This is a genomic window from Akkermansia massiliensis, assembly GCF_023516715.1.
Classification (GTDB): Bacteria; Verrucomicrobiota; Verrucomicrobiia; order Verrucomicrobiales; family Akkermansiaceae; genus Akkermansia; species Akkermansia massiliensis.
This window is the reverse complement of the sequence record NZ_JAMGSI010000001.1, coordinates 834,249-856,963: the sequence shown is the minus strand read 5'-3', so window position 1 is coordinate 856,963 and position 22,715 is coordinate 834,249. Positions and strand designations below refer to the sequence as shown.

Genomic DNA, 22,715 nt, shown 5'->3' with positions numbered 1-22,715 from the left:
CGGAGGGAGGGAACCATGCCGTCCCTCCGGACATCACCCCGTGACAGGATAAAGAACGCCGGAGCGAACGATGTTATGCCCTGCGCCGGCGCACCAGCATAGCGGCCAGGCCAAGCAATCCCATGGATGCCGAAGCCGGTTCCGGAACAACTGAAAACGCCATGGCCGCAACCCCGGCTTTCTGCCCTCCGATACGGAAATCAAGAGTATCCGCCGTCGCCTCCCCTGTCCATTTGACCAGGGTCAGCTTGCCGTTGGCGAAGGAAGGCGTGGACGAAAAACCGGTCCCGTCCGTTGCCGCGTATTCAAAGGTGCCGGTTCCCCCGGTCACGGTAGTGGCCCCCGGAGCGGCCACGATACTGGAAATGAACATGTAAAATGTCACCGTGTCTCCCACCGTCAGCCCCCCCAATTGAATGGAGGATGTGGTGGAGCCTCCGGCGCCGGGAGCCATGTAGGAGGACAGCGCACCGTAATCAAAAGAACCGAGGGTATTGACCAGATCCGTCATCGCCGCCTTGTTCTGGTAATAGGCGTAATAGGCAGGGTCACCCTCCCCGGAAGTTACGGCGGAAAGCTCCGTGTTAAAGAAATTCCCGGCGCTTTTAACGATTTTAAGCGTGTAGGGAGTATCGCTTCCGGAAGCGTCCGCCAAGGGGAGAACAGCCGCAGCATTGGAAGTGTACTGGTTCATGCCGTCTCTGCCTGGGCCATCCCTGTACACGTCCACAAAAACGGAAGCCGCCTGGGCGATGGAAAAAGCCCCTCCGGAAATAAGCAGGAATAATGTTTTCTTCATGGTTTTTGACTATTCTGACAATGGAGGCCAGTTTAAGGATTTTGAATCCGGACAATCACGCAAGACGCAGAAAACCGCCTGTTTATAAAAAATGTCCCGTCCATTCATCACAGGCGAATTCCGCCTATGGCACAGCGGCGTTTCCTGATAACTTTTTCTTTTTCATTCATTCCTTATTGACACCGGATTCAAAATCCGCCTCCGGGGAAAAAGAAGCCGGATTACCAGGTATGTCCTCCGGTTTCCACCCCCCGGAATATGCCGTATGAACGAATATCCATCGTCCATAGGGGTCAGTTTACAAATTACAACATAAAAAGATATTTTCTATTTTCCTGCTGACCCTTTACACTTTCCGGGGAAAAAAATGATTGCCAGTCCGCGCCGCGGAATGATAAACGAAAAGCGCGTGCGAAAAACCGCGCATGAAGCGTCAACCCAAATACAACAACAGAGAAGATGGCACAGACATATTCCCAGCGCGTGCTCGACTTGGTGAAAACCAGGAACAGCCACGAAAAAGAATTCATCCAGGCCGTTCAGGAAGTGCTCAACACGATTGAGCCGGTTCTGGCCGCGAATTCCAAGTATGAAGCCCACGCGATTCTGGAACGGATCGTGGAACCGGAAAGAACCATCCTGTTCCGCGTGCCGTGGATCGACGACCGGGGGAAGGTTCAGGTGAACCGCGGGTACCGTGTGGAATTCAACAGCGCCATCGGGCCGTACAAGGGCGGCCTCCGCTTCCACCCCAGCGTGAACCTCGGCATTCTGAAGTTCCTGGGCTTTGAACAGGTTTTCAAAAACTCCCTCACCACCCTGCCCATGGGCGGCGGCAAGGGAGGCTCCGACTTCGACCCCAAGGGCAAGAGCGATAATGAAGTGATGCGCTTCTGCCAGAGCTTCATGACGGAACTCCAGCGCCACATCGGCGCGGATACGGACGTTCCCGCCGGGGACATCGGCGTGGGCGGCCGCGAGATCGGCTACCTCTTCGGCCAGTACAAGAGAATCCGCAATGAATTCACCGGCGTTCTCACCGGCAAGAGCCTGAACTGGGGCGGTTCCCTCATCCGTCCGGAAGCCACCGGCTACGGCTGCGTGTACTTCGCCCAGAACATGCTCGCCACCCGCAACGACGATTTGCAGGGCAAGGTTTGCCTGGTGTCCGGCTCCGGCAACGTGGCCCAGTACACGGTGGAAAAACTCAATGAACTGGGCGCAAAGCCCGTCACGATGTCCGATTCCAACGGCTACATTTACGATCCGGACGGCATTTCCCCGGAAAAACTGGCCTGGGTCATGGAACTCAAGAACAATCGCCGCGGCCGCATTGCGGAATACGTGAAGCAGTTCCCGAAGGCGCAGTACTTTGAAGGCCAGCGTCCCTGGAGCGTTCCGTGCGACTGCGCCTTCCCCTCCGCCACGCAGAACGAAATCAACGGAGAAGACGCCCGCACCCTCATCAAGAACGGCTGTACCCTGGTGGCGGAAGGCGCCAACATGCCCACGGACCTGGAAGGCATTGAAACCTACCTGGCCGCCAAAATCCTGTACGGCCCGGCCAAGGCCGCCAACGCCGGCGGCGTGGCCACGTCCGGTCTGGAAATGTCCCAGAACAGCCAGCGCCTCTCCTGGACGCGCGAGGAAGTGGACCACAAGCTGAAGAGCATCATGGCCAACATCCACGCGAACGCCCTGGCCCACGCCCAGGAATACTCTTCCGACAAATCCTTCACCAACTACGTCACCGGCGCCAATATTGCCGGCTTCGTGAAGGTGGCGGATTCCATGATCGACCAGGGAGTGGTTTGAGTCCCGGTTGTGACACACTTGCTGCCAACGTAAAACACAACAGAAGCGCCGGGTTCGCCCGGCGCTTTTCTTTTATTCCTTTCAAGGGGCCTCTCCGGCCCGGAAATAGCTTTAAATGCTGCGCCCGGCAGAACGAGCAGGAACATTCCACAGAAGGATTTCTCTGCCTGAAAAACTACTTCCGATTCCAAAAGGAACGTTCACCGGGAATTCACGGCAACAAATCCCCTGGTCCGGACCGGGAGACAGAATGGAAAAACGGAACCGGCATTTCACCAGACAACGGCCACGGATGTATTTTCCCCATTCCGGTTGCGAACCCGTTTCCATCAATAAAATGGCCGGCGCAATTCTTCCCGGTTCAAATCGTCAAAAAACCGGAGCATTACTCCTTCAGCAGACGGCAGACGGCCTGGGCCGCGTGTTCCGCCGCTCCGCCCTGCCCCAGCTTGTCGGAGGCCTGCTTCATTTCCGCCAGCAGGGCATCCCTGTTTTCCGGAACCAGCAGGCGTTCTATTTCCTCAATCACCTGGTCCGGCGTAAAATCAAACTGGATCAGCTCCTTGACTACGGATTTCTGCGCCAGAATGTTCACCATGCCGATGAAGCGTATTTTAATAAGCATGCGCGCCATCCAGTACGTGAGCAGGGGAACCTTGTACACCAGCATGTACGGAAGCCGGTGCAAGGCGGCCTCCATCGTGGCGGTGCCGGAAGCCACCACGCCCACGGCGGCGCGGTCCATCAGTTCATGATAGCCCCCCACCGTAATGTGGAACAGCTCCGGCGGCATGCCGGCCTTCTGCGCCATGCCGCGCATTCTTTCTGCAAGCGCCTCCGTGGAAGCTGCGGTTTCAAAAGACAGCTCCGGCCGTTCCCCGGAAAGGCGGCGGACCACCTCTATCAACACCGGGAAATGCCTGTCAATCTCACGGTTCCGGCTGCCGGGAAAGAGACCGACCAGGGACGCCTCCCGGACGTCATCCTTCCGGATGGAAGCAATCTCGTCCACCAGGGGGTGCCCTACGAACTCCGTTTTCAGCCCGGCTTCCTGGAACAAGGGAGCCTCAAAGGGGAAGATGCACATCATCAGGTCCAGCATGCGCACCATCTTGGGAATGCGGCCGCGGTGCCATGCCCATACCTGCGGGGAAATAAAATAAATGATTTTGGTATGCGGGCAGCACTTGCGCACCTTTTCCGCCAGACGCAGGTTGAATCCCGGGTAGTCGATCAGAATGAGGCAGTCCGGCTGGTCCTGCCGTATCTGCTCCAGAATGGAGAGAAAACGCTTCCGGAACCACCCGTATTTCTTGAGCACCTCCACCACGCCGATGACGGCGGCTTCATCCGCCCAATCCTCCACGCCGGGGCATAACGCATGCATGCCGTGGCCGCCCAGTCCCCTGACCTCCATGCCGGGCATCAGGCGCAGCAGATTCTTCAACAGCAGGGCTCCGTGAATGTCCCCGCTCTTCTCGCCTGCTATCATGTAAAGCTTCATCACTCTCTGCAACGGCGCGCGCCGTATGCCTTCCAACCTTACCAGCCTCTTTTCCAAGGTGCAATAAAAGACTTTTCTTTCAAGGATTTTAATGCAAGATACGCGCCGTTATGCATGAGTTGATCTCACTTTGGATGTCCTGGGTGCAGGACTGGGGATATGCGGGCGTCATCGTCCTGATGGCCATGGAAAGCTCCATTTTCCCCGTCCCCAGTGAGGTAGTCATCCCGCCTGCGGCCATTCTGTCCGCCCAGGATGGAGCATCCATGAGCTTCTGGGGGGTGGTGGTTGCCGGAACGTTCGGCTCCTGGCTGGGATCCGCCATTACCTACGCCGTAGCCCGTATTGTGGGGCGCCCGGTCATCATGCGCTGGGGCAAATTCTTTTTCATGCCGCCCAACAAGGTGGAGAAGGCGGAAGTCTTCCTCCAGCGGTATGAGGTGTCAGGCGTTTTCTTCGCCCGCCTTCTGCCCGTCATCCGGCACCTGATCTCCATTCCCGCAGGCATTGTCCGCATGGGCTTCGGCGTCTTTTCCCTGGTCACCGTGCTCGGCGCGTTTGTCTGGTGCACGGTGCTCGCCTGGTACGGCCACCGCATCGGGGAACGGCATCCGGAACTGCTCAAGTCCCCGGAGGAGCTGATTTCCACCGTCAAGAGCGAAAGCCTTCCCCTTATTCTGGCCGTGCTGGTGCTGGCCGTCTGCTACATCCTCATGCTGCGCCTGACGGACCGCAAAAAACCGGAAGACGCCGCAGCGGACGCTCCCGCTGAAAAGGAGCAGTAAAAGAAAACCTTTTTCCCATGAACGGTTCCAAGGAAGACCGGGCAGTCCGGGCGCTGGATTACTTCCACCAGGGATACAACTGTTCCCAGTCCGTCTTTGCGGCTTTTGCAGACGTCTGCGGCCTGACGGAGGAAACGGCCCTGAAGCTCTCCTCCCCCCTGGGAGCGGGCATCGGACGCATGCGGGAAGTATGCGGCGCTTTTTGCGGACTGAGCATGCTGGCGGGGAGCCTGTATGGAAACAGCTCTCCGGAAACCGGAGAAAAGGAAAAAATCTTTTCCCTGGTCCAATCACTGGCCGCCTCCTTCAAGCAGGAATTCGGCACGCTTTACTGCAGGGAACTGCTGGGATTGTCTCCGGAACGCCTGGCTGCGGAGACGGCGCGCCCCGGAGAAAGAACCGCCGCCTACTACGCCTCCCGCCCCTGTGAACGCTGCATTGCCTTCTGCGCCCGCCACGGGGCCGAGCTGGAAGCAAAAGCCCGGCATCATTAAAATGCCCGGTCCCCCATGGAGGGAAACCGGGCATTTTAATCAGACAGAAGATTCCGTCAATGAGCGGCCTGGGAACTGCATTTGCCGTCCGGGCAGGACGCCTTCAATTTGTCAATTTTTTCATTGGTTTCACCCATCCCTTCATCGTAGAAGCCCTGTTCATCCGGGGCCAGCACTTGAAGGAGGCGGAGGAATTCGCCCGCGTGTTCCTTTTCTTCATTGGAAATGTCCAAAAGGACTTCCTGCGCAAGCTTGTTATCGATGGATTCCGCAAGCTGGGTATAAAGCTGGATGGCCTCATATTCCGCAGCAATCATGAACCGGATGGCCCTTACCAATTCGTCATGGGTAAGCATCCGGTCTTCTTTTTGTCCACTAAATGCATTTGTAAATTCAGGCATGCAGGTATGACTCAAATCACCACTAATGTATTCAAAATGTTTTTGTCATATATTTTTCGCGACATTCTTTGAACTTTTTCCATTAAAAACGGTCTAAGGAATCCAGCCTCGCATTCCGGCTTTTTTCCATATGAGGAAACGGCAGTTTTTCCCTCCTCAATTTTCCCGCTGCGGGACTTTCCCCACTGTCGGCATGAAATGAAAGAGGCGAGCCGGGACACATGCGCGGCATGAGAAAACGCCCGGATTCTTCGTGGAAAAAAACGGGCGTCTTGCAGTGGCGGCTGGAAAACCCTTTATTGGGTGGCTTGAGAACTGCATTTGCCGTCCGGGCAGGACGCCTTCAATTTGTCGATCTTTTCATTGGTTTCACCCATCCCTTCATCGTAGAAACCCTGTTCGTCCGGGGCCAGCACTTGAAGGAGGCGGAGGAATTCGCCCGCGTGTTCCTTTTCTTCATTGGAAATATCCCAAAGGACTTCCTGGGCCAATTTGTGGTCAATGGACGCGGCAAGCTGGGTATAAATCTGAATAGATTCATATTCCGCAGCAATCATGAACCGGATGGCCCTTACCAATTCATCATGGGTAAGCATCCGGCCTTCCTTTAATCCGCTAAATGCATTTGTAAATTCAGGCATGCAGGTAGGACCGGATGGGCAAATCCTTCATTCAATATGCGTTTGTCATAATTTCATGGAGCTTCTTTTGAACTTGAGCCATCAAAAACAGTGTAGGGAAAATTTCCCATCTTTCTTCCCAAAACACGGCAGGAGCGACGATTGTTCTGCCGCCGCTCCCGCTGAAAACGTTCCGATCCGGAACAAATACGTTACTTGGCCTCCGCAGTCTTGGGCGCGTACTTCTTGAAAAATTCAACGTACTGGACAGGAGTCTGGCCGGGAATATAACCCGTGCGGCCCAGTTCCTTGCCCTCCGCGTCCACCACGACCATGGCCGGAACGCCGGTGATTCTATACGTCTTGGCTTCCTTGGACTTGCTGAAATCAGAACTGCCGAACTCGAACTTGACGCCGATAGCCACGCCGTCCATGCCCTGTTTGAACTCCTTCTTGGAAAGGATTTCCTTCTCCAGCTTAATGCAGTAGCCGCACCAGGACGTTCCCGTGAAAAGAAGGACGATGGGAAGGCCGGTTTCCTCCGCCTGCTTCTGGGCGCTCTTCAGGCTCTTGCCCCAGCGGAATTTCACCTTCGCCGCCTTGGCGGCCTTGGCGGCGGCTTCCTTGTCCGCGGGAGTGCTCTGGGCCATGGAAACGCCGGAAACGCTGAATCCCAAGACGGCGCACAACGCAAAAATAAAATGTCTGTTCATCATACTTGTGAAATGTTCTTCCCAAATTAGCAAAAATACACCGCATAGGAAGAAAAATCAGCGTCTTCCTCCCGGCAGGAATGCTTCCTCCCCCTTTCACAAAATGGACCGCTTTCAAAAAAAGTATTGCTCTTTCCGCCTTAATCGGGTAATAATCCGCCCGCACTTCCAAAACGCGCGGTTAGCTCAGTGGTAGAGCAACACCTTGACATGGTGGAGGTCGTAGGTTCAAATCCTATACCGCGTACCATCTTCTTAAAATCCCGTCCCTTTCCGGACGGGATTTTTTATTGCCCCTCCCTGATGAATGGGATGATGCGGTCTGGCGCCTGTTGAAAAATGCCAGCATCAACGGACGGTTTGTGTAAAAATTGATGGAAGCTGCCTGAATAAGAACCAGTGTGAAAATACTATCCATACCTACTTACGGTAAAAGGTATAAGTCATATCTTCCTCCCTTCTCCATCCATACGGAAAAAAATATTTTTCCAACTTTTTTTGAACGCAAGCCCTGTTTCGGGACGCTAAAGGTATGAAGGCAGATGAAGGCCCCAGCCCTTGACCCTCCTTCCCTGATGAAATAATGACCATTAAAAGCCCGGCGGAAGAATTCTCCCGCCGGGCTTGCTTTTCAACCAATTCCGTTGCTGAAACGGCCCGGACGGCTACCGGGAAGTCAAACGGTCGTATAACTCATTGGCGTATCTGTGATTGGGATGGTTCACATTCATATACGCCTCATAAAGCGGATGGGAGGGATCCGACTCCATGCGCATGGCTTCTTCTGCCGGAGAGGGCGTTGCGGCCCCCGAATGATGAAGAGGAGCTTCATCAAGCAGGCGTGAGGCCTGGTACAGCAGGCGGATGACGTCCGGATTGGACCCTAAACCCGGATTGTCAAGCAGGGCATCCGCATCCACTCCCGTCTCGGACGCAAGCCGCTGGAGTGCGGCGGTAGCCCTGCCCATGTTGCGCTCATAATTGGCGCCCCATTCCTGCTGCAGGGACTGTTCCGCCTGCGTTTCCATCTCCATCCGGGAATCCGCCATCTGTTCCCGGGCCTCCTCATATGCCTGGGCCATCGTTTCCTGGAGAGCGTTCATGGCTTCCGGCGGTACGCCGTAACGGTAGGCCGTGCGGGCCATGCGTTCTGCGAGCCCTGCATTCCACTCGCTTTCCGGCGTGGACTCCGGACGTTCCAGGCGGTAATCTTCCTCCGATTCCGGCAGGCCGGCCATCCGGCGGAACCGAGCCATCTGCTCCTCATTCTCCACACCGGGATAATGCCGCAGGCGCTCCAGCTCCGCATAACTCTTCGCCAGCGCTTCTGGCGTCTTGAACTTGGAAAGGGACTTCTCCATCCCCTTCAACTCATCAAACCGGGCATACCAATCCGGAACAAAACCGCCGTCCTCCCCCAGAAGGGAAGGAAGAGGCACGGCTTGAGCCGCGGCTTCTGTCAACGCTTCCGCCTCCGGGGAAACTGCCCCGGAAAAATCCGCCTCCCCGGAGGGAGCGGCCATATTATTATCAATGGAATCAATCATTCTTTTCTTCTGCTGTGGATTCTTTAATGGCTAACTGAACTTGACGGCGGATGTACAGGAAAACCTCCCTGTAGGCATCGCGCCTCATGGCGTCCAGGGGGTCATAACTCCCCGGGCTGCCTTGAAAAACGGGCAAATCAGTCTGGAAGCGGGCTTCCAGAAAGGTCAGCACCTCCCGCCCGTCCGGAGTGTCAAACACCCGGAAAAGCTGGCGCCTTCTGAGACGGGCCTCCCGGACGGAGGCCTCCTGCTGCAATGTCGTATCCTGGTTCATTCCTGAATCGTGGTTAACTGGTCAAGCAAGGGATTGAGGGAAGCGTACGGATCCTCTTCCGCCGGAGCCTGTGCGGCCCCCTGCTGGCGGTCCGCCCGTTCCTTCCGCATGGCCTGGACATCGGCCCAGGGCCTCAGCATGCTCTCCGGAGCGCCGTCCACACGGGTGGACAGGCGGAAGCAATGGTCCCAGTCCACATGATCCGCCAAATCCGGAGCGGCCTGCATCATCATATTCAGGCGCTGAAGGCTGCGGTCCATCCCCTCGCTCTGCAAGCGCCTGAGCACCAGCGCAATCTTTGACTGGTACACCACCCTGGGCTCTCCGACGGCAATGGAGCCGTCCCTCCCCTCCCGCAGAACGGCGCGGGGAGGCCTGGGAAACTTGCCCATGCGGAACAGCAGGGAGAAAATGCGCGTCATGGTGGAATACAGATCACTCACAAACAGCGTGAAGGACGGGGAAAACATCAGCACGCGCTCGTTCTCCCGGGCCATCACCTCCGTGGCGGTCATGCTGCCGCGGTGGCCGCTCCAAAGCTCCAGCATGGGCAGGTAATAGGCGCGCCGGATGGCGTCCTGCTTCTGCGCCAGACGGTCCATCCCGACGTCATACCTGCCCTGCGTGGCCCACTCCCGCGGAAGGTGGAGGGAGGCGGCCTCCGGGGTAATGACGGTTCTGCCGCCGGCCCGCAGGTCCACCTCCCCAATCTGGTTGGCGAGCTCCAGAATGCGTGGGAAGGCGGCCACCTCCCCCAGCGTGTCCAGAATGCGGTTCAGGAACTGAACCTGCTGGATGGCGGGAAACACCAGCCTGCCGGGCGCGAGGCCGTACGGACCGCTGCCCCACTTCAAAAACCGGGTTACCAGGTAGGGAAACTCCATATATCCCCCCTCCTCCACGATCACCTGGTCGTCCAGGGACAGATACACGCTTTCAAACGGCATGTGGGCGGCCTGCTCCCTGCGGCGGCTCCGGCGGGTGCGCGGACGCACCACATGCAGGAACCGCAGGGACGTGGCGTACGGATTGCCGCCGCGTTCCAGCACCTCCCGCGCCCTGGGCCCCAGGGCCTTCATGCCGAACATGGAACGCGCCTGGTGGGCGGTATAGGTAAACTCCCTGACGTAGGTATCCACCCGGCCTTCCGCATTCTCCGCACAGGCGAACTGACCGCACGGAATATTGGTGAACAGCAGCCTTCCGTCCGAGGAACTTCCCGTAAACAAACTGCCGGTCCCCAAAGCCACGCGGTCCAGAAAACACTCATGGATCTCCGTATAGAAATTGGAAACGGACAGCTCCTTCAGGGCAATCTCCGAACACTGATTGTACCAGGCCTCCGCCTCGTCCCCTCCCCGGTCGTCCGGAGCCGACCACTTGAACCACACGTCATGGCTGGGCGTAATGTAGGACATATGGCCGCTGGCCAGCTTCTGGCACGCCTCCACGGCAGTGGTATCCGTCATGCGGTCCATGGCGTCCCTGTTGGGGAGGGAAACCTCCCCTTCCCGGTTCAGGCGGCGGGGCAGCACGTAATCCCTCAGGCGGTCCCACCACGTCTCCCACGGCGCGCGCTGGGCGGCCAGGGACTTGTACACGGAATTCAGCTCCGCAACTCTCTCTTCCATGGCGGTGCCTATCCCAGGGTTTTCCTAAGCAGAGTCCGGGGATTGACCTCCCCCTGCCCGACGGAAGAATTGCGGCGCGCCAGAATGGTGGAAATCATCCCCTGCCTCTGCCGCTCCCGGGCCTGATAATCTTCTCCCACTTCCTCTCCCACGCTCTCCGCCTTAACCGGGATGGCCTGCTCCGGAGCTGGAGTGGAAGGAGTGGACGGTTTCATAAATCCCATAATCTCTTTTACTTTCTATGCATGGTTTATACTGATGGCCCCTTCCACGCCTGCCGCACGGACGATCCATGCGGCGGGAACGTTCGCTCCCCGCGGAGGAAAAGGGCGGTCTCCTCACCTGCCCGGAATTGCCCGGGAAGGTGCATGCATTTATCAAATAGATGAATTGGAGGAAAATGCATCCGGGGAAAAACCGGGCGCATACGTGCCACCGGTGGCATCAAAGAGGGTGTTCCCAAACGTGATGCATTCCGCATCCGTTTCCGCCAAACATGTGGCGTTATGATCAATGAATCCTTACTTCAGCCGGACACTCCCTCCGCGCTGGACATCTGCAACGCGGCACTCTCCAAAATAGGGGAGGCTCCGCTGGACGCGCTGATTGCCAATGAATCCACGGCATCCCGTCTCTGCGTTCTTCATTACCACCCGGCACGGAGGGAAACCCTCTGCATGGCGCGCTGGACCTTCGCCACCACGCAAACCACGCTGGACTCCGTCTCCGCTCAGGCGCCCAACTCCCTGACACCCTATCAATTCACCCTGCCTGCGGACTGCCTGCGCGTGCTGGATGTGGAATGCACGGAATGGAAAATGCAGGGAAGGCGCATCCACGCCTCCCGCGCGCCGCTGCCCATGAGCTACATAGCCGACATTGAAGACGCCGAACAATTCGATCCCCTCTTCATGGACGCGCTGGCTACCCGCCTGGCAGAAAAGCTGGCCATGCCCCTGACGGGCAACCAAAGCCTTCGCCAGAATCTTCACCAGGAATTCCATAAAATCATTCTCCCGCAGGCGGCAACCGTCAATGCGGTGCAGAGCTTCTCCAACGACTCCCACCCCCTGCTGGACCTGCTGAGGAAAATCAAGTCGCCCGCCTGCCCGGAGGAATGTGAATAACAGGAGAATAACAAGGCAGCAACATAACAACAACTTGTGAATACAAGCTCATGAAAGCCCTGGACTTCATACAGATATTCGCCTCCAACGTCCGCAGGCTGGACTTCCGCCTCAGCAGCGCCCAGGTCATCCTGGCCGTCATTGCCGGATACAGGCGCCACAGTACCATTACGGAAGCCACGCGCTTGCATCCCAATACCGTTACCAACATCCTGCAGGACCTCATTGCACAGGGATACATCAACCGCTTCGGGGACAGCCGCCCTTACGTCTACCGCCCCACCGCGGATGGGGAACAGCTTGCAGGAAACCTGCTGGATAAAAACACCCTCCCCAGCCCATGAAAGAGCCCCTGCTCAGCACGGAAGAAAAACGCCGCTGGCTGGCCCGCGTCTTCCGGGATACGGATGGAGAATACTCCCAGGCGGACAAATTCAAGGCGCTGGTGGAAGATACCAAACTGGCGGCCCTCCAGCAGGAAGAGGAGGAATTCAAACGCCAGCGGGAAGCGGGCGCCGCACCGCAGGACCCCATTCTGACCCTGCTCCAGTCCCTCCCTCCCGCAGAACTCGATCTGAACCGGCAGCCCCCGGCTGAAAAATAAACAACGAAACCCGAAAAAAAGCTCTCCAGACCAAACAAGCCTGGAGAGCTTTTCATTTTTAGGAAGAGTTACGCAAATCCGGACATAGCAAGCCTTTCCGATGTTTCAATCCACGCATTCCTTGCGGAGTGCGACATTTGTCTGCTATAGCTTTGGATAATCTCAACGAGTTTCAATCCACGCACTCCTTGCGGAGTGCGACCGTTGTCCTGCACCTGACCTGTGACCATGATACCGTTTCAATCCACGCACTCCTTGCGGAGTGCGACAACTGGCTGGGGTGTTTGCCGTCAAGACGGTGAAGTTTCAATCCACGCACTCCTTGCGGAGTGCGACCCGCTCAATTCTACGCGTGGGAATACAACTACGGTTTCAATCCACGCACTCCTTGCGGAGTGCGACGGACCGCGTTTTCCCTTACCACGCCCATAGTGGGGTTTCAATCCACGCACTCCTTGCGGAGTGCGACTGGATGCGAATTAAGGCCGTGTGAAATGTTCAAAGTTTCAATCCACGCACTCCTTGCGGAGTGCGACAGCGCACTTAACGCTTTATCCCGCCGAATGGTATGTTTCAATCCACGCACTCCTTGCGGAGTGCGACTCCAGCTTTGAGGCATATCGTCGAATACTTTAATGTTTCAATCCACGCACTCCTTGCGGAGTGCGACAAGTGCTTCATCATTACTTGGATAGCGTAAATCCGTTTCAATCCACGCACTCCTTGCGGAGTGCGACACGATGTCATTACCAATTTTGAGATGGGATTCAGGTTTCAATCCACGCACTCCTTGCGGAGTGCGACGGTTGTGTTTATCAGATAATGATATTTGCGAGATAGTTTCAATCCACGCACTCCTTGCGGAGTGCGACGGCCAGTGCCAGTGCCTACTACAGCTACCGGGACGTTTCAATCCACGCACTCCTTGCGGAGTGCGACTAGGGCCTACATCAACCAGCATCTGATGTAACGTGACGGCGAATATGGTGAAAATTGACAGAAAGATGGCGAATTCACCTTTGAACGCCACCCCGTTGCATCCCCATTGCAACCTGGTTGCCCCTCCCTTGAAAACGGCTTGAACTGGCCCCCCCTACTCCCCGATCACGTTCCTGGCGGCCAACTCGTCAAATACGCGGATGAACTCTGCTGCGTCCATCTGCTGCCGGGGCATGTGAAGAGTGCCCAGCGTCACCACGTCCAGCCGGTCATATTTGGCTACTGCCGGCATCGTTGGCCAGCGGTAGGCCGCCCAGCGTCCCTCCGGTCGTGATGCCGACCAGGGACGCTCAATGTGAAGAGGAACCCCTGCGGCCATGGCCAGGCGTCCCGTTGCTATATCCTCCGGATCGTCACTCCCAATGGGCAGCCGGTCCAGAACCGCCAGCATCCGGCGCAACGCGGCACCCGTGAACCCGTAGCACAGGCCGCACATGATCCGTCCGTCGCAGCAGCTGCCGAACCCTTCCGCGCCCGCTGCCAGCATCCGGCGCACAGGTCCGTCAGAACGCAATACCGTGTCGGCATCCAGCTTGATGGCAACATCGTCATCGGCTGTGCCGTCCAGCAATGTTTCCAGGATGCCACGCACGCAGGAACTGCCGTTGAGGTTGCCGCGCCGCGGAAAATCCGTCTGCACATACCTGGCGCCCAGGGCTTGCATTTGGGCGGCCACCTCTGCTGTGACCGGATCGTGCCCATCATCGGCCACCGTCACGGCGGCATCCGGCAAACGCCGGCGCACGCAACGCAACGCCGCCAGGGACAGCGCCGCATCACGACTAAAAGTTAAAATGGTAATTCTGATCATCGTTGTTCTATATTTTAGGCCGGGCCGTAGGGATAATTGGAACCGCCATGAACGGGAATCTGGATGGAACCCAGTTCATACTGGATGACTTCATGGTCAGGGGTGATCGTGGCCAGGTGGAAGGAGTAATAAAACTCTTCCCCATCCGGTTCCTCCGGTTGGAGGCGTAGGGGATTAACAGGCCCTTGTGAATACGCTACCGTGCTGCCCTGGTACTTTCCTTTGCCGTTGAACCGCACATTGAGCCAAATTTCCCCGCTGGTGACGGCCCCCTTGTACCAGTCTCCCTCGGTAGGTTCCGGGGCGGCGTTGCAGAACGTCGTCCCGTTGAGCAGCAGCAGGCCCGGCCGCAGCCGATAGCCGGTGACGGTGGTATTATCGTCATCCCAATCCAGGACAACCTGGAACCCAAAACCCGCTGGACGGTCGGGCGCCTCGGTCCAGACAACTTCCCCTTCCGGCCCAAAAGTGGGAGCCTCCGGAGATTTACGGGCATCATCGTCATATTGGAGAGTCTGGACCGGGTTGTCCTGCTGGTCATCCTGATCCAGATCATTCTGTCCGGATTGCAGGGACTTGGCGCGGTCCATCATATCCTGCAACGATAAATGCGCCGGCACCCCTGTGTTGACAGACGTGCGGCTGCCGGCCAAATCCACGCTTACACCTTGCACCACGGTGGACATATCCACCCATTCCGTGCGGCCGCCTGTAATGGATAATTGACGGCCTACCAACCCGGCAGGAGACAAGGCCCGCAAGGACTGCAACGTCCCCTCCCAGGGAAGCTGCCGGGTAATCTCATAATAATCCCGCAGGACGCCGGTATAATCCGGCCATTCCTGCTCTGTTTCCCCTGTGTCCGGCTTATCCGGTATTGAGGAACCATCTTCCGGCCCCGTTGTCCCGGACTTGTCGGCCCTGTACCAACGCCTGGGAGTGTTGACCGTGCGCCCCCTCCATGTCAGTTTGCTGTACCAGCGTTTCTGGCCGTTCACGATCTTCTGCTTGCCAAAAAGCAATTCAAACCCCGGACGGGGCGGCACCGTGATATAAACTTCCTGCGTCAGTGATACATAACACCACTTGATCAGTTTGCATGCCGGAGACAAATCCCCTTTGAACAACTCATAAACCTGGGCGCTTTCCGCCGTGCTGTAATTGCTGGCGTCGCTGGCCTTGTTTTTCAGAACAGTTTTCTTCACAGCCCCGAAACGCGCCCCCGGAACTTCCGCCAGCTTGGGAACTTTCCCCTGCCACCACTCGGCCGCGTCATCAGGTCCGGTGGGCAGCTTGTCTCCAAGCACCAGTATCTCGGGCTTTAAGAAAGACCAGATGGGAGATTCGGAGCTGGGCGGTTCGTCTTCCGTTTCCGGTGTGGTTCCGGGCATGGCCAGCTGCACGGTTACGCATCCCTCCTGGCGCAGGGAGGCCCCGCGCGGCCAAACCTGGGATTGACGGGCCATGTGCCCGGCCGTCAGCACCACGCCCACCGCAGGGGGAACCAGGTCATGGCGCGGGTCCAAATCGATGGCCGTCAGCAAATCCCCGGCGCGATCCAGCGTGACCGCAGGAAGGGCGGCACCATCCGCAACCCTGATCACGGGAGAAGAACCGGAATAATCAACCCAGCACACCATGCCGGGGCGTGCCCCCAGCAGCTTGCGCAACACGCCCGCGTAAGTATCGCATGCCAGGGCCGTGTTCCACACCCAGGCCGCGGGGGAAACGTCCACCTGAATTCCTACCTCCGCCCCCAGCAATCCATGCTTGCGGGCATCTTTCAGGATGCGGTTCAGCGTCCCGGCAATAGACACTTTGCGCGGAGCATCCGCACCGCTGCCGCCCTCCACAGCGGCATACAGAGCGCCTTTCAGGCTGCCGGAGGCGTTAAAGCAAAGCGTCCCTTCCAGCGGTTTGAGGATGTCATGCACATCTATTTGCCATGCCCAGCTGTTGCCGGAAAAGGAAGGTCGGCAACGCCTGACCGTTCCTTCCATGATGGTGGAGCCGTTCCAGACAATGCGCGCCGGCTCTTTGTAGTCATAGGGGGGCGGCTCATCATTGTGGCGGATTATCTGCCGCCAGGAAACGCACATCGGAGTAAAATTCTGCCAGCTGTAAGACGCGTCTTCCAGGGCCTTGTCCGTAAGTTCAACAGTCTTCATCTGCGTGGGCCGAATTGTGATTGACTCTTGATGCGGGCCACTTCCTGGCGCAGCTTGTTGAGTTCCGCTAGGGTCCTGGCCTGGTTGGCCGACGTAGTTCTGTAGCTGGTCAGCATGTCCCGGATCAGGGACATAGCCGCTTCCAGTTCCGGCGTGCTGTCACGGGGGGAAATGGCTTCCATCTGCCGCAGCATCCTGGCGAGTTCGCCGGATTCACGGCGTGAAATTCCCTTGCCGCCGTCGCTCTGGTCGGACAAAACCTTGCGCACCAGCGCCTCCACTTCCGGGAGGCGCCCGGACATGTCCGAGCGCCCCAGCTCGCCCATGCGCCCGGTGATCCGTCCGCGTTCTTTGTCCAGCCAGTCATCCAGGGTGAGAACCTCCTTATTCTTACGGTCCATCTGTCCGTCCAGATCGGCCAATTTGCGGGATCGTTCTTCCAGGGTTTTGGCCCTGGCTTCTGCTTCCTTCCGTTTTTTCTCCGCCGCCAGCGCAGCATCCATGTTATCCAGGGCCGCGGTTGCCGCCTTAACTACACCGTCATATTTTCCCGTGTCTTTTATCAGGGCAATCAGTTTCCGCAGACTGACTAATTCCTGCTCTTCTTCTTTGGTCCGTTCGTTGACGGGTTTCCCCTGTAGCTTGGTAATGGCCTGTAAGATCCGCTCAATTTGTCCGGCCATCGGCTTGTCCTCGTACTTTTCCGCATAGCGGTTCAGGCTGTCCACCGCATACCCCAGCCGCGTTTTGGCATCCTCGGCGGTTTTGGATTGCCGTTCGGCCTCCTTGTGCCGGGCCTCGGCGGCCCTGGCCAGACGATCCGCCATGCCGCCGGCCAATGTCGCCGCATGCTGCCGGTCGTCCTGCCGGGCGTTAGTCTTGTCCGTTTCGGCGGTTACCTGGGCCTCGGCCGCGCGCTGGGCGGCGTGCAGAGCCAGCAAATCACGCAGGCGTTCCGTGGCCCGGTCAACGTCTTCCTGGGCGGCGGCGGATTCCTTGAGAGCGGTTTCTATATCCGTTACATTATGCGTTAAGAAATTCTTCACTACATCCAGCACTCGTGCGTATTCCAGATAAACCGCATCCCCGGACTTGCCGCGCAAATCTCCCACCAGCCCCGTGCCCTTGATCAGATCCATGGACTTGTCCAGGGTGGCGCGGGCCTCTTGGGCTCGCCTGGCCAGCAGGGCTGCTACCTGTCCAAAATCCTTCCCCTGCATGCCGTACTGTCCGGCTATGGTCTGTTGTTCGGTCAGCACAGACTTGAGGCTTTCTTCGTCCTGAGCTTTTTTCTGATGCAGGGCGGCGATCAATGACGTGTTGACCACGGGCAACGCAGCCGCCATGATCATGTTACCATTGGATTTAGATAGCTCTTTTTCAAGCTCTGCTTTGCGTTGCGCTATACGTTGCCATTCCCGGAGGGCGGCTTCTGCTGTCTTGAGATCATCCACTTGCCCGAACAAATCTTCCTTGCTTAAGTTTTCCACATCGGCCTTATTTGGCATCCGCTGGAATTCCCGGAGACGGCGCGCCTGTTCTTCCTTAGCTTCGGCCAGCTGCTGGGCGGTCTTGAGGGCTTGTTCCGCCTGCTGCTGTTCCATGCGGCGGCGGTCTTCGGCATCCTTGGCGTCCAGCTTGGCCAGTTCGTCGCGTGCCTGGGCATCGGAAATGTCCCCTCTGAGTTGCCGCTGCCGGATGATGCTGCGGTTCTTCTCGGTTTCGATCTGCAACAGCTTGTTCTGCAAATCCAGCCGCGCCTGGGCCTTGCGGTCCAGGTCTTCAATCACTTTCCTGCGGGCTTCATAGGCCGCATTGATCTGCTTGACGCCGGCTTCTTCCTTCTTCAGCCATTTTTCCTCTTTCTGGCGGGAGAGAGTTTCAGAAAGAGAAGCCTGCCAAGCGGCCATTTTGGTCTTGGCCGCATCCAAGGCCGTAGTCATATGGGACTGGATTTTATTCACGCCCACACCAAACGCATCGGACAACATTTGACCGGCTTTCCAGCCATAGTCCCACCATTCACGACCAAGCTGGGCAACATTTTTGAGGTTTTGCAGCCCTCCATCAAATTTGCGCCAGTCGTTCATCTGCTGGTCAACCCATCCCCTAAGCTTGCCGGGCAACGCCGTCATGGTATTGATGCTGCGGGATAGCCAGGAAGAATTTGTCTTTAACCCTTGGGCGGCGGTGCCGATCGTCTTGTCCACCTGCTTAATGGCCCCGGTCAGCTCGGCCGCTCCCTCCAGCCGCCAGGTCATGCCGCCTCCGGTGGCTGCCCCGGTATAAGCCGGGGCAGCGGTACCGCCCACGCCTCCGGAAAGTAAACTATCCGGCACCTGCTTGGCAGCCTTGGCCAAATCCTGCACCGCCTTGTTGGCTTTGGTCAGGTCTCCCAGGTTGGCCGTGGTCCCGATGCTGATGCTTACGTCATAATCCATAGGTCAATCAATGTCTCCTGTTAAAAAAAGTTGAATTTCCAGCACCCCCCAAAACGCTGCGGCCCCATATCGTTGATCATTGGTCGGCGGCAAAGGCTGCACATGGTCAAGGGTGGCGTGGTATTCCCGCGTGCGCTGCGGGATGCCGGCATGATAGGCGGTCATCCAGGTGACCATGCCCTCCGGGTACAGCGCCAGCAATTCCGCTATGTCCAATCCCCATGCCCTGGCGGCGGCGTAAGTGCTGAAAGCCCGCGCCAGGGAAAAAGACATCTGCAACCCGGCATTGCCGCGTGCCGCCTGGTGCATCCAGCGGCTGCCGATCACGGCCTCGCGCTGCACCTGGACGGAGGGAAACACAGTTACCAGGGACGGCATCACATCCCCGTAACTGCACAAGGCCACCGCCTCCGGGGCATCGTCTCCGATTGGGCGGTAGATCACTGTATCTTGCGAACGATAGGCGTCCATAATCAGTCAAAGATTGCTGGTCGTGAAAAACCTGAAAAACGCCACGGCGGCGGATTCCGTGATCACAAAAGCCGGGTAGTCGCGGGAAGTAAACACCCTGCGCCCGCCCTGCGGATTGACGGCCTCAACGGTCAAATCTACGGTTTCCGCCGTCCGCATGGGGTCATCCTCCTCCGGAGCGTAAAACTCTTTCAGCCGCGCCCACACCTGCACCGCCTGCCAGTCCTCACCCATGCCCACCAGCGCGGCAACTACGGCCTCCATGGCCAGGGCCTGATCCGCTGGAATTTCGTCCTGCGTATAGCGCGCCGGAGGTCTATAACCGCCCTTGTCCTGATAAATGGGCATCAGGGTGAACTCCTGCCATTCGCCGGGCTGCGGAAACTGAATTTGTATTTCTGCGTTGTTCATTCTATAGGTACGTTAATATCTTCAAAATCCGCCGTTTCCTCGGATTCAATGGCGTTAATGGCCATTGCTTCCAATGCGTGATAGGTTGGATTGGTCAATCCATTGGAATAAAGGTGCCTGGTGCCTGTGCCCGCGTCGGCTGAAAGGGCATATGTTTTCTCATTGCGCGCGTCGATAATCAGGGTGCTTACGCCTGTTCCTGCCTCGAAAGCGATGAAGCCGCGGAGAGAAGCTATCTTGAACAGGGTATTGGTACTGCCGCCTCCCAGCTCCATATAAAGAGCCGCCTTTTCCTCCCGCACTGCTGTACTCGGCAGCCCTCTCTGCATGTAAATAAGCCTGTTCAGCCCGTTTGGCATCAGCTCATTATGGCCTACCGGAAGAAATACGGTTGTCGTCTTCACCTGCCAGTGTCCAACGGACGATACATAAAAGATTTCCCTTACTCTGATTTCATACCCCTTGCGGACAGTATCGTAAGGCGTATTGATGGTAACATCGATGATTTCCCCATGGTTGACGGCCAGCTCGTTCCCCGGAATCATAGAATAAGAATCCATCGTCAACCCGGTTCTGTTGGTTTTTGAGCCGCGGCCTATGCCAAAAGTAAATTTAGCGAAGGCTGTCGCGTTGACCGCAAGGGAAAATCCGCACACGGAACTGTAATTAAATTGACCGTTAGGCCCTATCAGGGGAATAACCGCTGACCCGTACGCATTGGACCCGGCAGAAGCTGCGCCCACCGAAAAACGCTGCGTCAACCCGGCAAGAGTACCGTTGGAAGATTTAGAAATGGAACCCGCGACTGTGATCGAACTGGAATTAAGGTATATAGGCTGAACCAACGCTGATACAGCACCGGCCAATCCTAACGTATAAAAGCGATTAACCGCCGTCGTGTCCGTTACTGCCCCCACGGCAAGCGGAATGTTGATGCCGCCATTGGCGTTAATAGCCCCCGCCGCCGTCAGACCTCCGGCCAGCGTCATGTTGCCGGATGCATCCACCTGCGGTATGGCCTCAAGGGCCTGCTGGGCTTCTGTGGCGGAGTTGGCCGCGCTGGTGGCAGATGTTGCGGCATTATCGGCAGCCGTGGACGCGGTGGTGGCGGATTGGCCAGCCGTCCGCGCCGCAGCCTCGGCGGTCGCGGAAGATTGGCGCACATCCCGCCCCAGGCTATCCAGTTGCCGCGCGGTGGCCAGCTCCATCCCTCCCAGGGTGATGCCGTCGTCATAGTCCACCACCACGGTCATCAAGGGAGCCATCGTACCATTCACGGTGGGCGGGTTGGACACCTCCGTGATCAAACCGCGTCCGGGGACGGAAGGGGTCAGGACGGCGTGCATGCCCAGTGCGTAGGGCGTTATCTCGGTCCCCTCACACACCTGGATGATAATGACATCCCCGCGCGTCAGGGGAATGCCCGGCGTAAATACCCACGTGGCCGTCTGGCCGCTGGACAGGTTGGACACATAGGCGGAGGTGCCAATCAGGCTGTAAGCGCCGTCCGTCAGCCGCCAAATCCGCAGGCAATATTGATTAGCGGCCGGATTCTCGAAAAAATACACGGTGGAAATACTCGTCAGGCGGCAGCTGTCGGGCAGATGCCCCGCCAGTATCTCGTCTCCCCAGGTCATCGCGTAGCCTCCGACGATGGTCCAGGTGTCGGCGGCGTCCCCGCTGGACAAGGTGGATTGCCCGGTTGCCGCGGCCAATTCCACGCCCGCCTCCTTGAGCGCGTCCGGCAGTTGTGCGGTCAGGGCGTCGGCTACCAGTTCGGACCAGTCGGCAAGCACCTCTGCGGGCGGCGCATAATTTGCCGGCAGGATGTCCCGGCGCACCGTCACCCGGATCGGGCGAGACGTGTGTTGCGCTCCATCAGGGGCCACCAGCACCACCTCGGCCACCAGGGCCACGCTGTCCGCACTGTCAAGCGCCTCCTGGAGCGGCGCCGTATTGACCACCCAGTCAGCCGTCTGCCAGTCATCTTCACGGACAAACCCGGTCACGGTCATGATCAGGTCAGGGCTGCCTATCGTCTGCTTGACCGCCAGCGCCGGTGTGCAATTATCCAGGGCATGCTCCACACGGATGCGCACCGGCACCGTATCGCCCAGCACCAGGGACACATCCGTCACCGGCACCCCGGAGGGCCAGCGGAGCGCCATTGTTCTGCCATCAATTACCAGTTCCATGTCTCGTGATTAGGGTTGCGGAGGGCGGAGGCTGCCTGCCCCCGCCGCTCCGGGTTTTCATCAGGCCGTCGCCGGAGATGCCAATGCCTTGGGCGTCAGCTTTTGCAACGGGCTGTATTCAATGCTCAATTCCCATTCAGCGGTTGCCGGGTCGGATGCGAAATTCGGAGTATTCGTCAGCCGCAATCTCCCCATGACGCACCACTCCATCAGTTCCTTGCCGTTTTCGGCGTGATCCGTCAGGCGGCCATATAGCCAAACCTTGATTTCTCCGTTAGACACAAACGGCACGGCTTCCTGATTGTCCGCCAGTTCATCAGCCACGCCAAAGGCAAGTTGAATCACTTCCGGCGCAATGTACTGCGTGGTGAATTTAAGTTTGTACTGCTGCACCATAGTTACATCCTCCGTCTCATACATGCCGGTGGCGTCATTCACGCCCTCAATCTGGACGTTCTTCTTGACCTGCTCCACCTGGCCGCTCTTGATTTTGCCCAGGTACAGCCAGGGGCCGGGAGCTTCGGAGGTGGGGATTGCCGGACATGCGTCCGCGCCCACTGTCTTGCTGCCGTCCGTGGTTCCAAATTTGGCAATCCTGATCGGCATGCCGCCAATCAGGTAGTTCACTCGTCTTGTTGCTTCACTCATGATGTTTAGTCTTTCTTCTTTAATAGTTGAGCCTGATGTTAATACACGCGCCTGGCGGCCTTGTCGGCTTCCAGAGCGGCAGCCTGTTTGGCCGTTACCGTCACCAGCGCGCCGGCGGCAAAGCGCCAGCCGTCAATCTCGGTTCCCGTCTTGAGGATGCGCACCTTGACGGCGGGTTCCCGCGTTGCTTCCCCCACGGCTGCTGCCGGGGCCTGTTCCTGTTTGGTTTCTGCTTTTGCCATGGTTTAATTTATGGT

General features: G+C 57.7%; 24 protein-coding genes, 1 tRNA gene and 1 CRISPR repeat array. Of the genes, 8 read left to right on the top strand and 17 right to left on the bottom strand.

The genetic code is table 11. The features are described 5' to 3' along the window. Positions 1–73: 73 nt before the first annotated feature. Positions 74–799: a PEP-CTERM sorting domain-containing protein gene (locus tag M8N44_RS03690; protein WP_102728423.1), complete on the bottom strand. Its 726-nt coding sequence runs from the start codon at positions 797–799 to the stop codon at positions 74–76. A 5-nt stretch (positions 800–804) separates the two neighbouring features. Here M8N44_RS03690 and M8N44_RS03685 point away from each other — a divergent pair, with 5 nt between their 5' ends. Further along, complete coding sequence (locus M8N44_RS03685; RefSeq protein WP_146023781.1) at positions 805–1,068, top strand: hypothetical protein; 264 nt, start codon at positions 805–807, stop codon at positions 1,066–1,068. 190 nt (positions 1,069–1,258) lie between these two features. Then, a complete protein-coding gene (gene gdhA, locus M8N44_RS03680) occupies positions 1,259–2,614 on the top strand; it encodes an NADP-specific glutamate dehydrogenase (protein WP_102727528.1) in 1,356 nt (451 codons plus the stop codon). A gap of 385 nt (positions 2,615–2,999) precedes the next feature. Here gdhA and lpxB read toward each other — a convergent pair whose 3' ends face one another. Beyond that, positions 3,000–4,106: a lipid-A-disaccharide synthase gene (gene lpxB / locus M8N44_RS03675; RefSeq protein ID WP_249853004.1), complete on the bottom strand. Its 1,107-nt coding sequence runs from the start codon at positions 4,104–4,106 to the stop codon at positions 3,000–3,002. A gap of 122 nt (positions 4,107–4,228) precedes the next feature. On the opposite strand from lpxB, the gene M8N44_RS03670 reads away from it, so the two are divergent. Both M8N44_RS03670 and M8N44_RS03665 read left to right on the top strand, forming a co-directional pair. Next, entirely contained in the window at positions 4,229–4,903 is a 675-nt protein-coding gene (locus M8N44_RS03670; protein WP_240454312.1) for a DedA family protein, read from the top strand. A 17-nt stretch (positions 4,904–4,920) separates the two neighbouring features. Continuing rightward, the gene (locus tag M8N44_RS03665) at positions 4,921–5,397 is read left to right on the top strand and encodes a C-GCAxxG-C-C family protein (protein WP_102722245.1); all 477 of its coding nucleotides are present in this window, start codon (positions 4,921–4,923) and stop codon (positions 5,395–5,397) included. A gap of 56 nt (positions 5,398–5,453) precedes the next feature. Here M8N44_RS03665 and M8N44_RS03660 read toward each other — a convergent pair whose 3' ends face one another. The 3 genes from M8N44_RS03660 to M8N44_RS03650 all read right to left on the bottom strand — a co-directional run bounded on the left by M8N44_RS03660 (position 5,454) and on the right by M8N44_RS03650 (position 7,134). Further along, entirely contained in the window at positions 5,454–5,798 is a 345-nt protein-coding gene (locus M8N44_RS03660) for a ferritin family protein (protein ID WP_102722244.1), read from the bottom strand. Positions 5,799–6,094: 296 nt separating this feature from the next. Further along, on the bottom strand, positions 6,095–6,439 hold the full coding sequence (locus tag M8N44_RS03655; protein WP_102728421.1) for a ferritin family protein: 345 nt from the start codon (positions 6,437–6,439) through the stop codon (positions 6,095–6,097). A 191-nt stretch (positions 6,440–6,630) separates the two neighbouring features. After that, positions 6,631–7,134 (bottom strand): thioredoxin family protein, encoded by a 504-nt coding sequence (locus tag M8N44_RS03650; protein WP_022398008.1) that lies wholly within the window; start codon positions 7,132–7,134, stop codon positions 6,631–6,633. A gap of 172 nt (positions 7,135–7,306) precedes the next feature. Between M8N44_RS03650 and M8N44_RS03645 the strand changes: the two genes are divergently transcribed. Continuing rightward, positions 7,307–7,381: transfer RNA gene (locus tag M8N44_RS03645), tRNA-Val, on the top strand. A 415-nt stretch (positions 7,382–7,796) separates the two neighbouring features. Here the strand turns inward: M8N44_RS03645 and M8N44_RS03640 are convergent. From M8N44_RS03640 to M8N44_RS03625, 4 genes are read right to left on the bottom strand one after another with little or no spacing between them, the layout of a single operon-like run. Then, positions 7,797–8,678 carry a hypothetical protein gene (locus M8N44_RS03640; RefSeq protein WP_102727525.1) on the bottom strand — a complete coding sequence of 294 codons (882 nt, stop codon included), beginning with the start codon at positions 8,676–8,678 and terminating at the stop codon, positions 7,797–7,799. Beyond that, positions 8,671–8,952 (bottom strand): Bbp19 family protein, encoded by a 282-nt coding sequence (locus M8N44_RS03635; RefSeq protein ID WP_102727524.1) that lies wholly within the window; start codon positions 8,950–8,952, stop codon positions 8,671–8,673. The genes M8N44_RS03640 and M8N44_RS03635 overlap by 8 nt, the downstream gene beginning before the upstream one ends. Further along, positions 8,949–10,583, bottom strand: a complete 1,635-nt coding sequence (locus tag M8N44_RS03630) for a portal protein (RefSeq protein ID WP_102728420.1) — start codon at positions 10,581–10,583, stop codon at positions 8,949–8,951. The genes M8N44_RS03635 and M8N44_RS03630 overlap by 4 nt, the downstream gene beginning before the upstream one ends. Positions 10,584–10,591: 8 nt before the next feature. Beyond that, positions 10,592–10,798 (bottom strand): hypothetical protein, encoded by a 207-nt coding sequence (locus M8N44_RS03625; RefSeq protein ID WP_102728419.1) that lies wholly within the window; start codon positions 10,796–10,798, stop codon positions 10,592–10,594. A gap of 291 nt (positions 10,799–11,089) precedes the next feature. Here M8N44_RS03625 and M8N44_RS03620 point away from each other — a divergent pair, with 291 nt between their 5' ends. Genes M8N44_RS03620 through M8N44_RS03610 form a run of 3 tightly spaced genes read left to right on the top strand, consistent with a single transcriptional unit; the run spans position 11,090 to position 12,314 of the window. Further along, complete coding sequence (locus M8N44_RS03620; protein ID WP_022398013.1) at positions 11,090–11,710, top strand: phage connector family protein; 621 nt, start codon at positions 11,090–11,092, stop codon at positions 11,708–11,710. Positions 11,711–11,760: 50 nt separating this feature from the next. Then, positions 11,761–12,054 (top strand): BlaI/MecI/CopY family transcriptional regulator, encoded by a 294-nt coding sequence (locus M8N44_RS03615; RefSeq protein ID WP_022398014.1) that lies wholly within the window; start codon positions 11,761–11,763, stop codon positions 12,052–12,054. Continuing rightward, positions 12,051–12,314, top strand: a complete 264-nt coding sequence (locus M8N44_RS03610; protein WP_022398015.1) for a hypothetical protein — start codon at positions 12,051–12,053, stop codon at positions 12,312–12,314. Before M8N44_RS03615 ends, M8N44_RS03610 begins: the two co-directional genes overlap by 4 nt. A 102-nt stretch (positions 12,315–12,416) precedes the next feature. Beyond that, positions 12,417–13,253: direct repeats of the CRISPR family, unit length 33 nt; unit sequence GTTTCAATCCACGCACTCCTTGCGGAGTGCGAC. A gap of 154 nt (positions 13,254–13,407) precedes the next feature. Here the strand turns inward: M8N44_RS03610 and M8N44_RS03605 are convergent. From M8N44_RS03605 to M8N44_RS03570, 8 genes are read right to left on the bottom strand one after another with little or no spacing between them, the layout of a single operon-like run. Continuing rightward, complete coding sequence (locus tag M8N44_RS03605; protein ID WP_102734019.1) at positions 13,408–14,124, bottom strand: hypothetical protein; 717 nt, start codon at positions 14,122–14,124, stop codon at positions 13,408–13,410. 14 nt (positions 14,125–14,138) lie between these two features. Next, positions 14,139–16,292: a hypothetical protein gene (locus M8N44_RS03600; RefSeq protein WP_215489892.1), complete on the bottom strand. Its 2,154-nt coding sequence runs from the start codon at positions 16,290–16,292 to the stop codon at positions 14,139–14,141. Beyond that, a complete protein-coding gene (locus M8N44_RS03595) occupies positions 16,289–18,733 on the bottom strand; it encodes a coiled-coil domain-containing protein (protein ID WP_215489893.1) in 2,445 nt (814 codons plus the stop codon). The genes M8N44_RS03600 and M8N44_RS03595 overlap by 4 nt, the downstream gene beginning before the upstream one ends. A gap of 3 nt (positions 18,734–18,736) precedes the next feature. Continuing rightward, positions 18,737–19,204 carry a hypothetical protein gene (locus M8N44_RS03590; RefSeq protein WP_249853002.1) on the bottom strand — a complete coding sequence of 156 codons (468 nt, stop codon included), beginning with the start codon at positions 19,202–19,204 and terminating at the stop codon, positions 18,737–18,739. A gap of 6 nt (positions 19,205–19,210) precedes the next feature. Next, a complete protein-coding gene (locus M8N44_RS03585) occupies positions 19,211–19,615 on the bottom strand; it encodes a hypothetical protein (protein ID WP_215489895.1) in 405 nt (134 codons plus the stop codon). Next, positions 19,612–21,810, bottom strand: a complete 2,199-nt coding sequence (locus tag M8N44_RS03580) for a hypothetical protein (RefSeq protein ID WP_215489896.1) — start codon at positions 21,808–21,810, stop codon at positions 19,612–19,614. Before M8N44_RS03580 ends, M8N44_RS03585 begins: the two co-directional genes overlap by 4 nt. A gap of 60 nt (positions 21,811–21,870) precedes the next feature. Beyond that, a complete protein-coding gene (locus M8N44_RS03575) occupies positions 21,871–22,458 on the bottom strand; it encodes a hypothetical protein (protein WP_215489897.1) in 588 nt (195 codons plus the stop codon). Between the two features lie 38 nt (positions 22,459–22,496). After that, positions 22,497–22,700 (bottom strand): hypothetical protein, encoded by a 204-nt coding sequence (locus M8N44_RS03570; protein WP_215489898.1) that lies wholly within the window; start codon positions 22,698–22,700, stop codon positions 22,497–22,499. Between the last annotated feature and the right edge of the window lie 15 nt (positions 22,701–22,715).

What these genes read in the sequence shown, in the direction of transcription:
- M8N44_RS03575 (WP_215489897.1), bottom strand. Translation starts at nt 22,458, where the DNA reads ATGAGTGAAGCAACAAGACGAGTGAACTACCTGATTGGCGGCATGCCG.
- M8N44_RS03650 (WP_022398008.1), bottom strand. Translation starts at nt 7,134, where the DNA reads ATGATGAACAGACATTTTATTTTTGCGTTGTGCGCCGTCTTGGGATTC.
- M8N44_RS03570 (WP_215489898.1), bottom strand. Translation starts at nt 22,700, where the DNA reads ATGGCAAAAGCAGAAACCAAACAGGAACAGGCCCCGGCAGCAGCCGTG.
- M8N44_RS03610 (WP_022398015.1), top strand. Translation starts at nt 12,051, where the DNA reads ATGAAAGAGCCCCTGCTCAGCACGGAAGAAAAACGCCGCTGGCTGGCC.
- M8N44_RS03630 (WP_102728420.1), bottom strand. Translation starts at nt 10,583, where the DNA reads ATGGAAGAGAGAGTTGCGGAGCTGAATTCCGTGTACAAGTCCCTGGCC.
- M8N44_RS03635 (WP_102727524.1), bottom strand. Translation starts at nt 8,952, where the DNA reads ATGAACCAGGATACGACATTGCAGCAGGAGGCCTCCGTCCGGGAGGCC.
- M8N44_RS03590 (WP_249853002.1), bottom strand. Translation starts at nt 19,204, where the DNA reads ATGGACGCCTATCGTTCGCAAGATACAGTGATCTACCGCCCAATCGGA.
- gdhA (WP_102727528.1), top strand. Translation starts at nt 1,259, where the DNA reads ATGGCACAGACATATTCCCAGCGCGTGCTCGACTTGGTGAAAACCAGG.
- M8N44_RS03600 (WP_215489892.1), bottom strand. Translation starts at nt 16,292, where the DNA reads ATGAAGACTGTTGAACTTACGGACAAGGCCCTGGAAGACGCGTCTTAC.
- M8N44_RS03690 (WP_102728423.1), bottom strand. Translation starts at nt 799, where the DNA reads ATGAAGAAAACATTATTCCTGCTTATTTCCGGAGGGGCTTTTTCCATC.
- M8N44_RS03655 (WP_102728421.1), bottom strand. Translation starts at nt 6,439, where the DNA reads ATGCCTGAATTTACAAATGCATTTAGCGGATTAAAGGAAGGCCGGATG.
- M8N44_RS03595 (WP_215489893.1), bottom strand. Translation starts at nt 18,733, where the DNA reads ATGGATTATGACGTAAGCATCAGCATCGGGACCACGGCCAACCTGGGA.
- M8N44_RS03620 (WP_022398013.1), top strand. Translation starts at nt 11,090, where the DNA reads ATGATCAATGAATCCTTACTTCAGCCGGACACTCCCTCCGCGCTGGAC.
- M8N44_RS03625 (WP_102728419.1), bottom strand. Translation starts at nt 10,798, where the DNA reads ATGAAACCGTCCACTCCTTCCACTCCAGCTCCGGAGCAGGCCATCCCG.
- M8N44_RS03670 (WP_240454312.1), top strand. Translation starts at nt 4,229, where the DNA reads ATGCATGAGTTGATCTCACTTTGGATGTCCTGGGTGCAGGACTGGGGA.
- lpxB (WP_249853004.1), bottom strand. Translation starts at nt 4,106, where the DNA reads ATGATAGCAGGCGAGAAGAGCGGGGACATTCACGGAGCCCTGCTGTTG.
- M8N44_RS03640 (WP_102727525.1), bottom strand. Translation starts at nt 8,678, where the DNA reads ATGATTGATTCCATTGATAATAATATGGCCGCTCCCTCCGGGGAGGCG.
- M8N44_RS03580 (WP_215489896.1), bottom strand. Translation starts at nt 21,810, where the DNA reads ATGGAACTGGTAATTGATGGCAGAACAATGGCGCTCCGCTGGCCCTCC.
- M8N44_RS03660 (WP_102722244.1), bottom strand. Translation starts at nt 5,798, where the DNA reads ATGCCTGAATTTACAAATGCATTTAGTGGACAAAAAGAAGACCGGATG.
- M8N44_RS03605 (WP_102734019.1), bottom strand. Translation starts at nt 14,124, where the DNA reads ATGATCAGAATTACCATTTTAACTTTTAGTCGTGATGCGGCGCTGTCC.
- M8N44_RS03615 (WP_022398014.1), top strand. Translation starts at nt 11,761, where the DNA reads ATGAAAGCCCTGGACTTCATACAGATATTCGCCTCCAACGTCCGCAGG.
- M8N44_RS03665 (WP_102722245.1), top strand. Translation starts at nt 4,921, where the DNA reads ATGAACGGTTCCAAGGAAGACCGGGCAGTCCGGGCGCTGGATTACTTC.
- M8N44_RS03585 (WP_215489895.1), bottom strand. Translation starts at nt 19,615, where the DNA reads ATGAACAACGCAGAAATACAAATTCAGTTTCCGCAGCCCGGCGAATGG.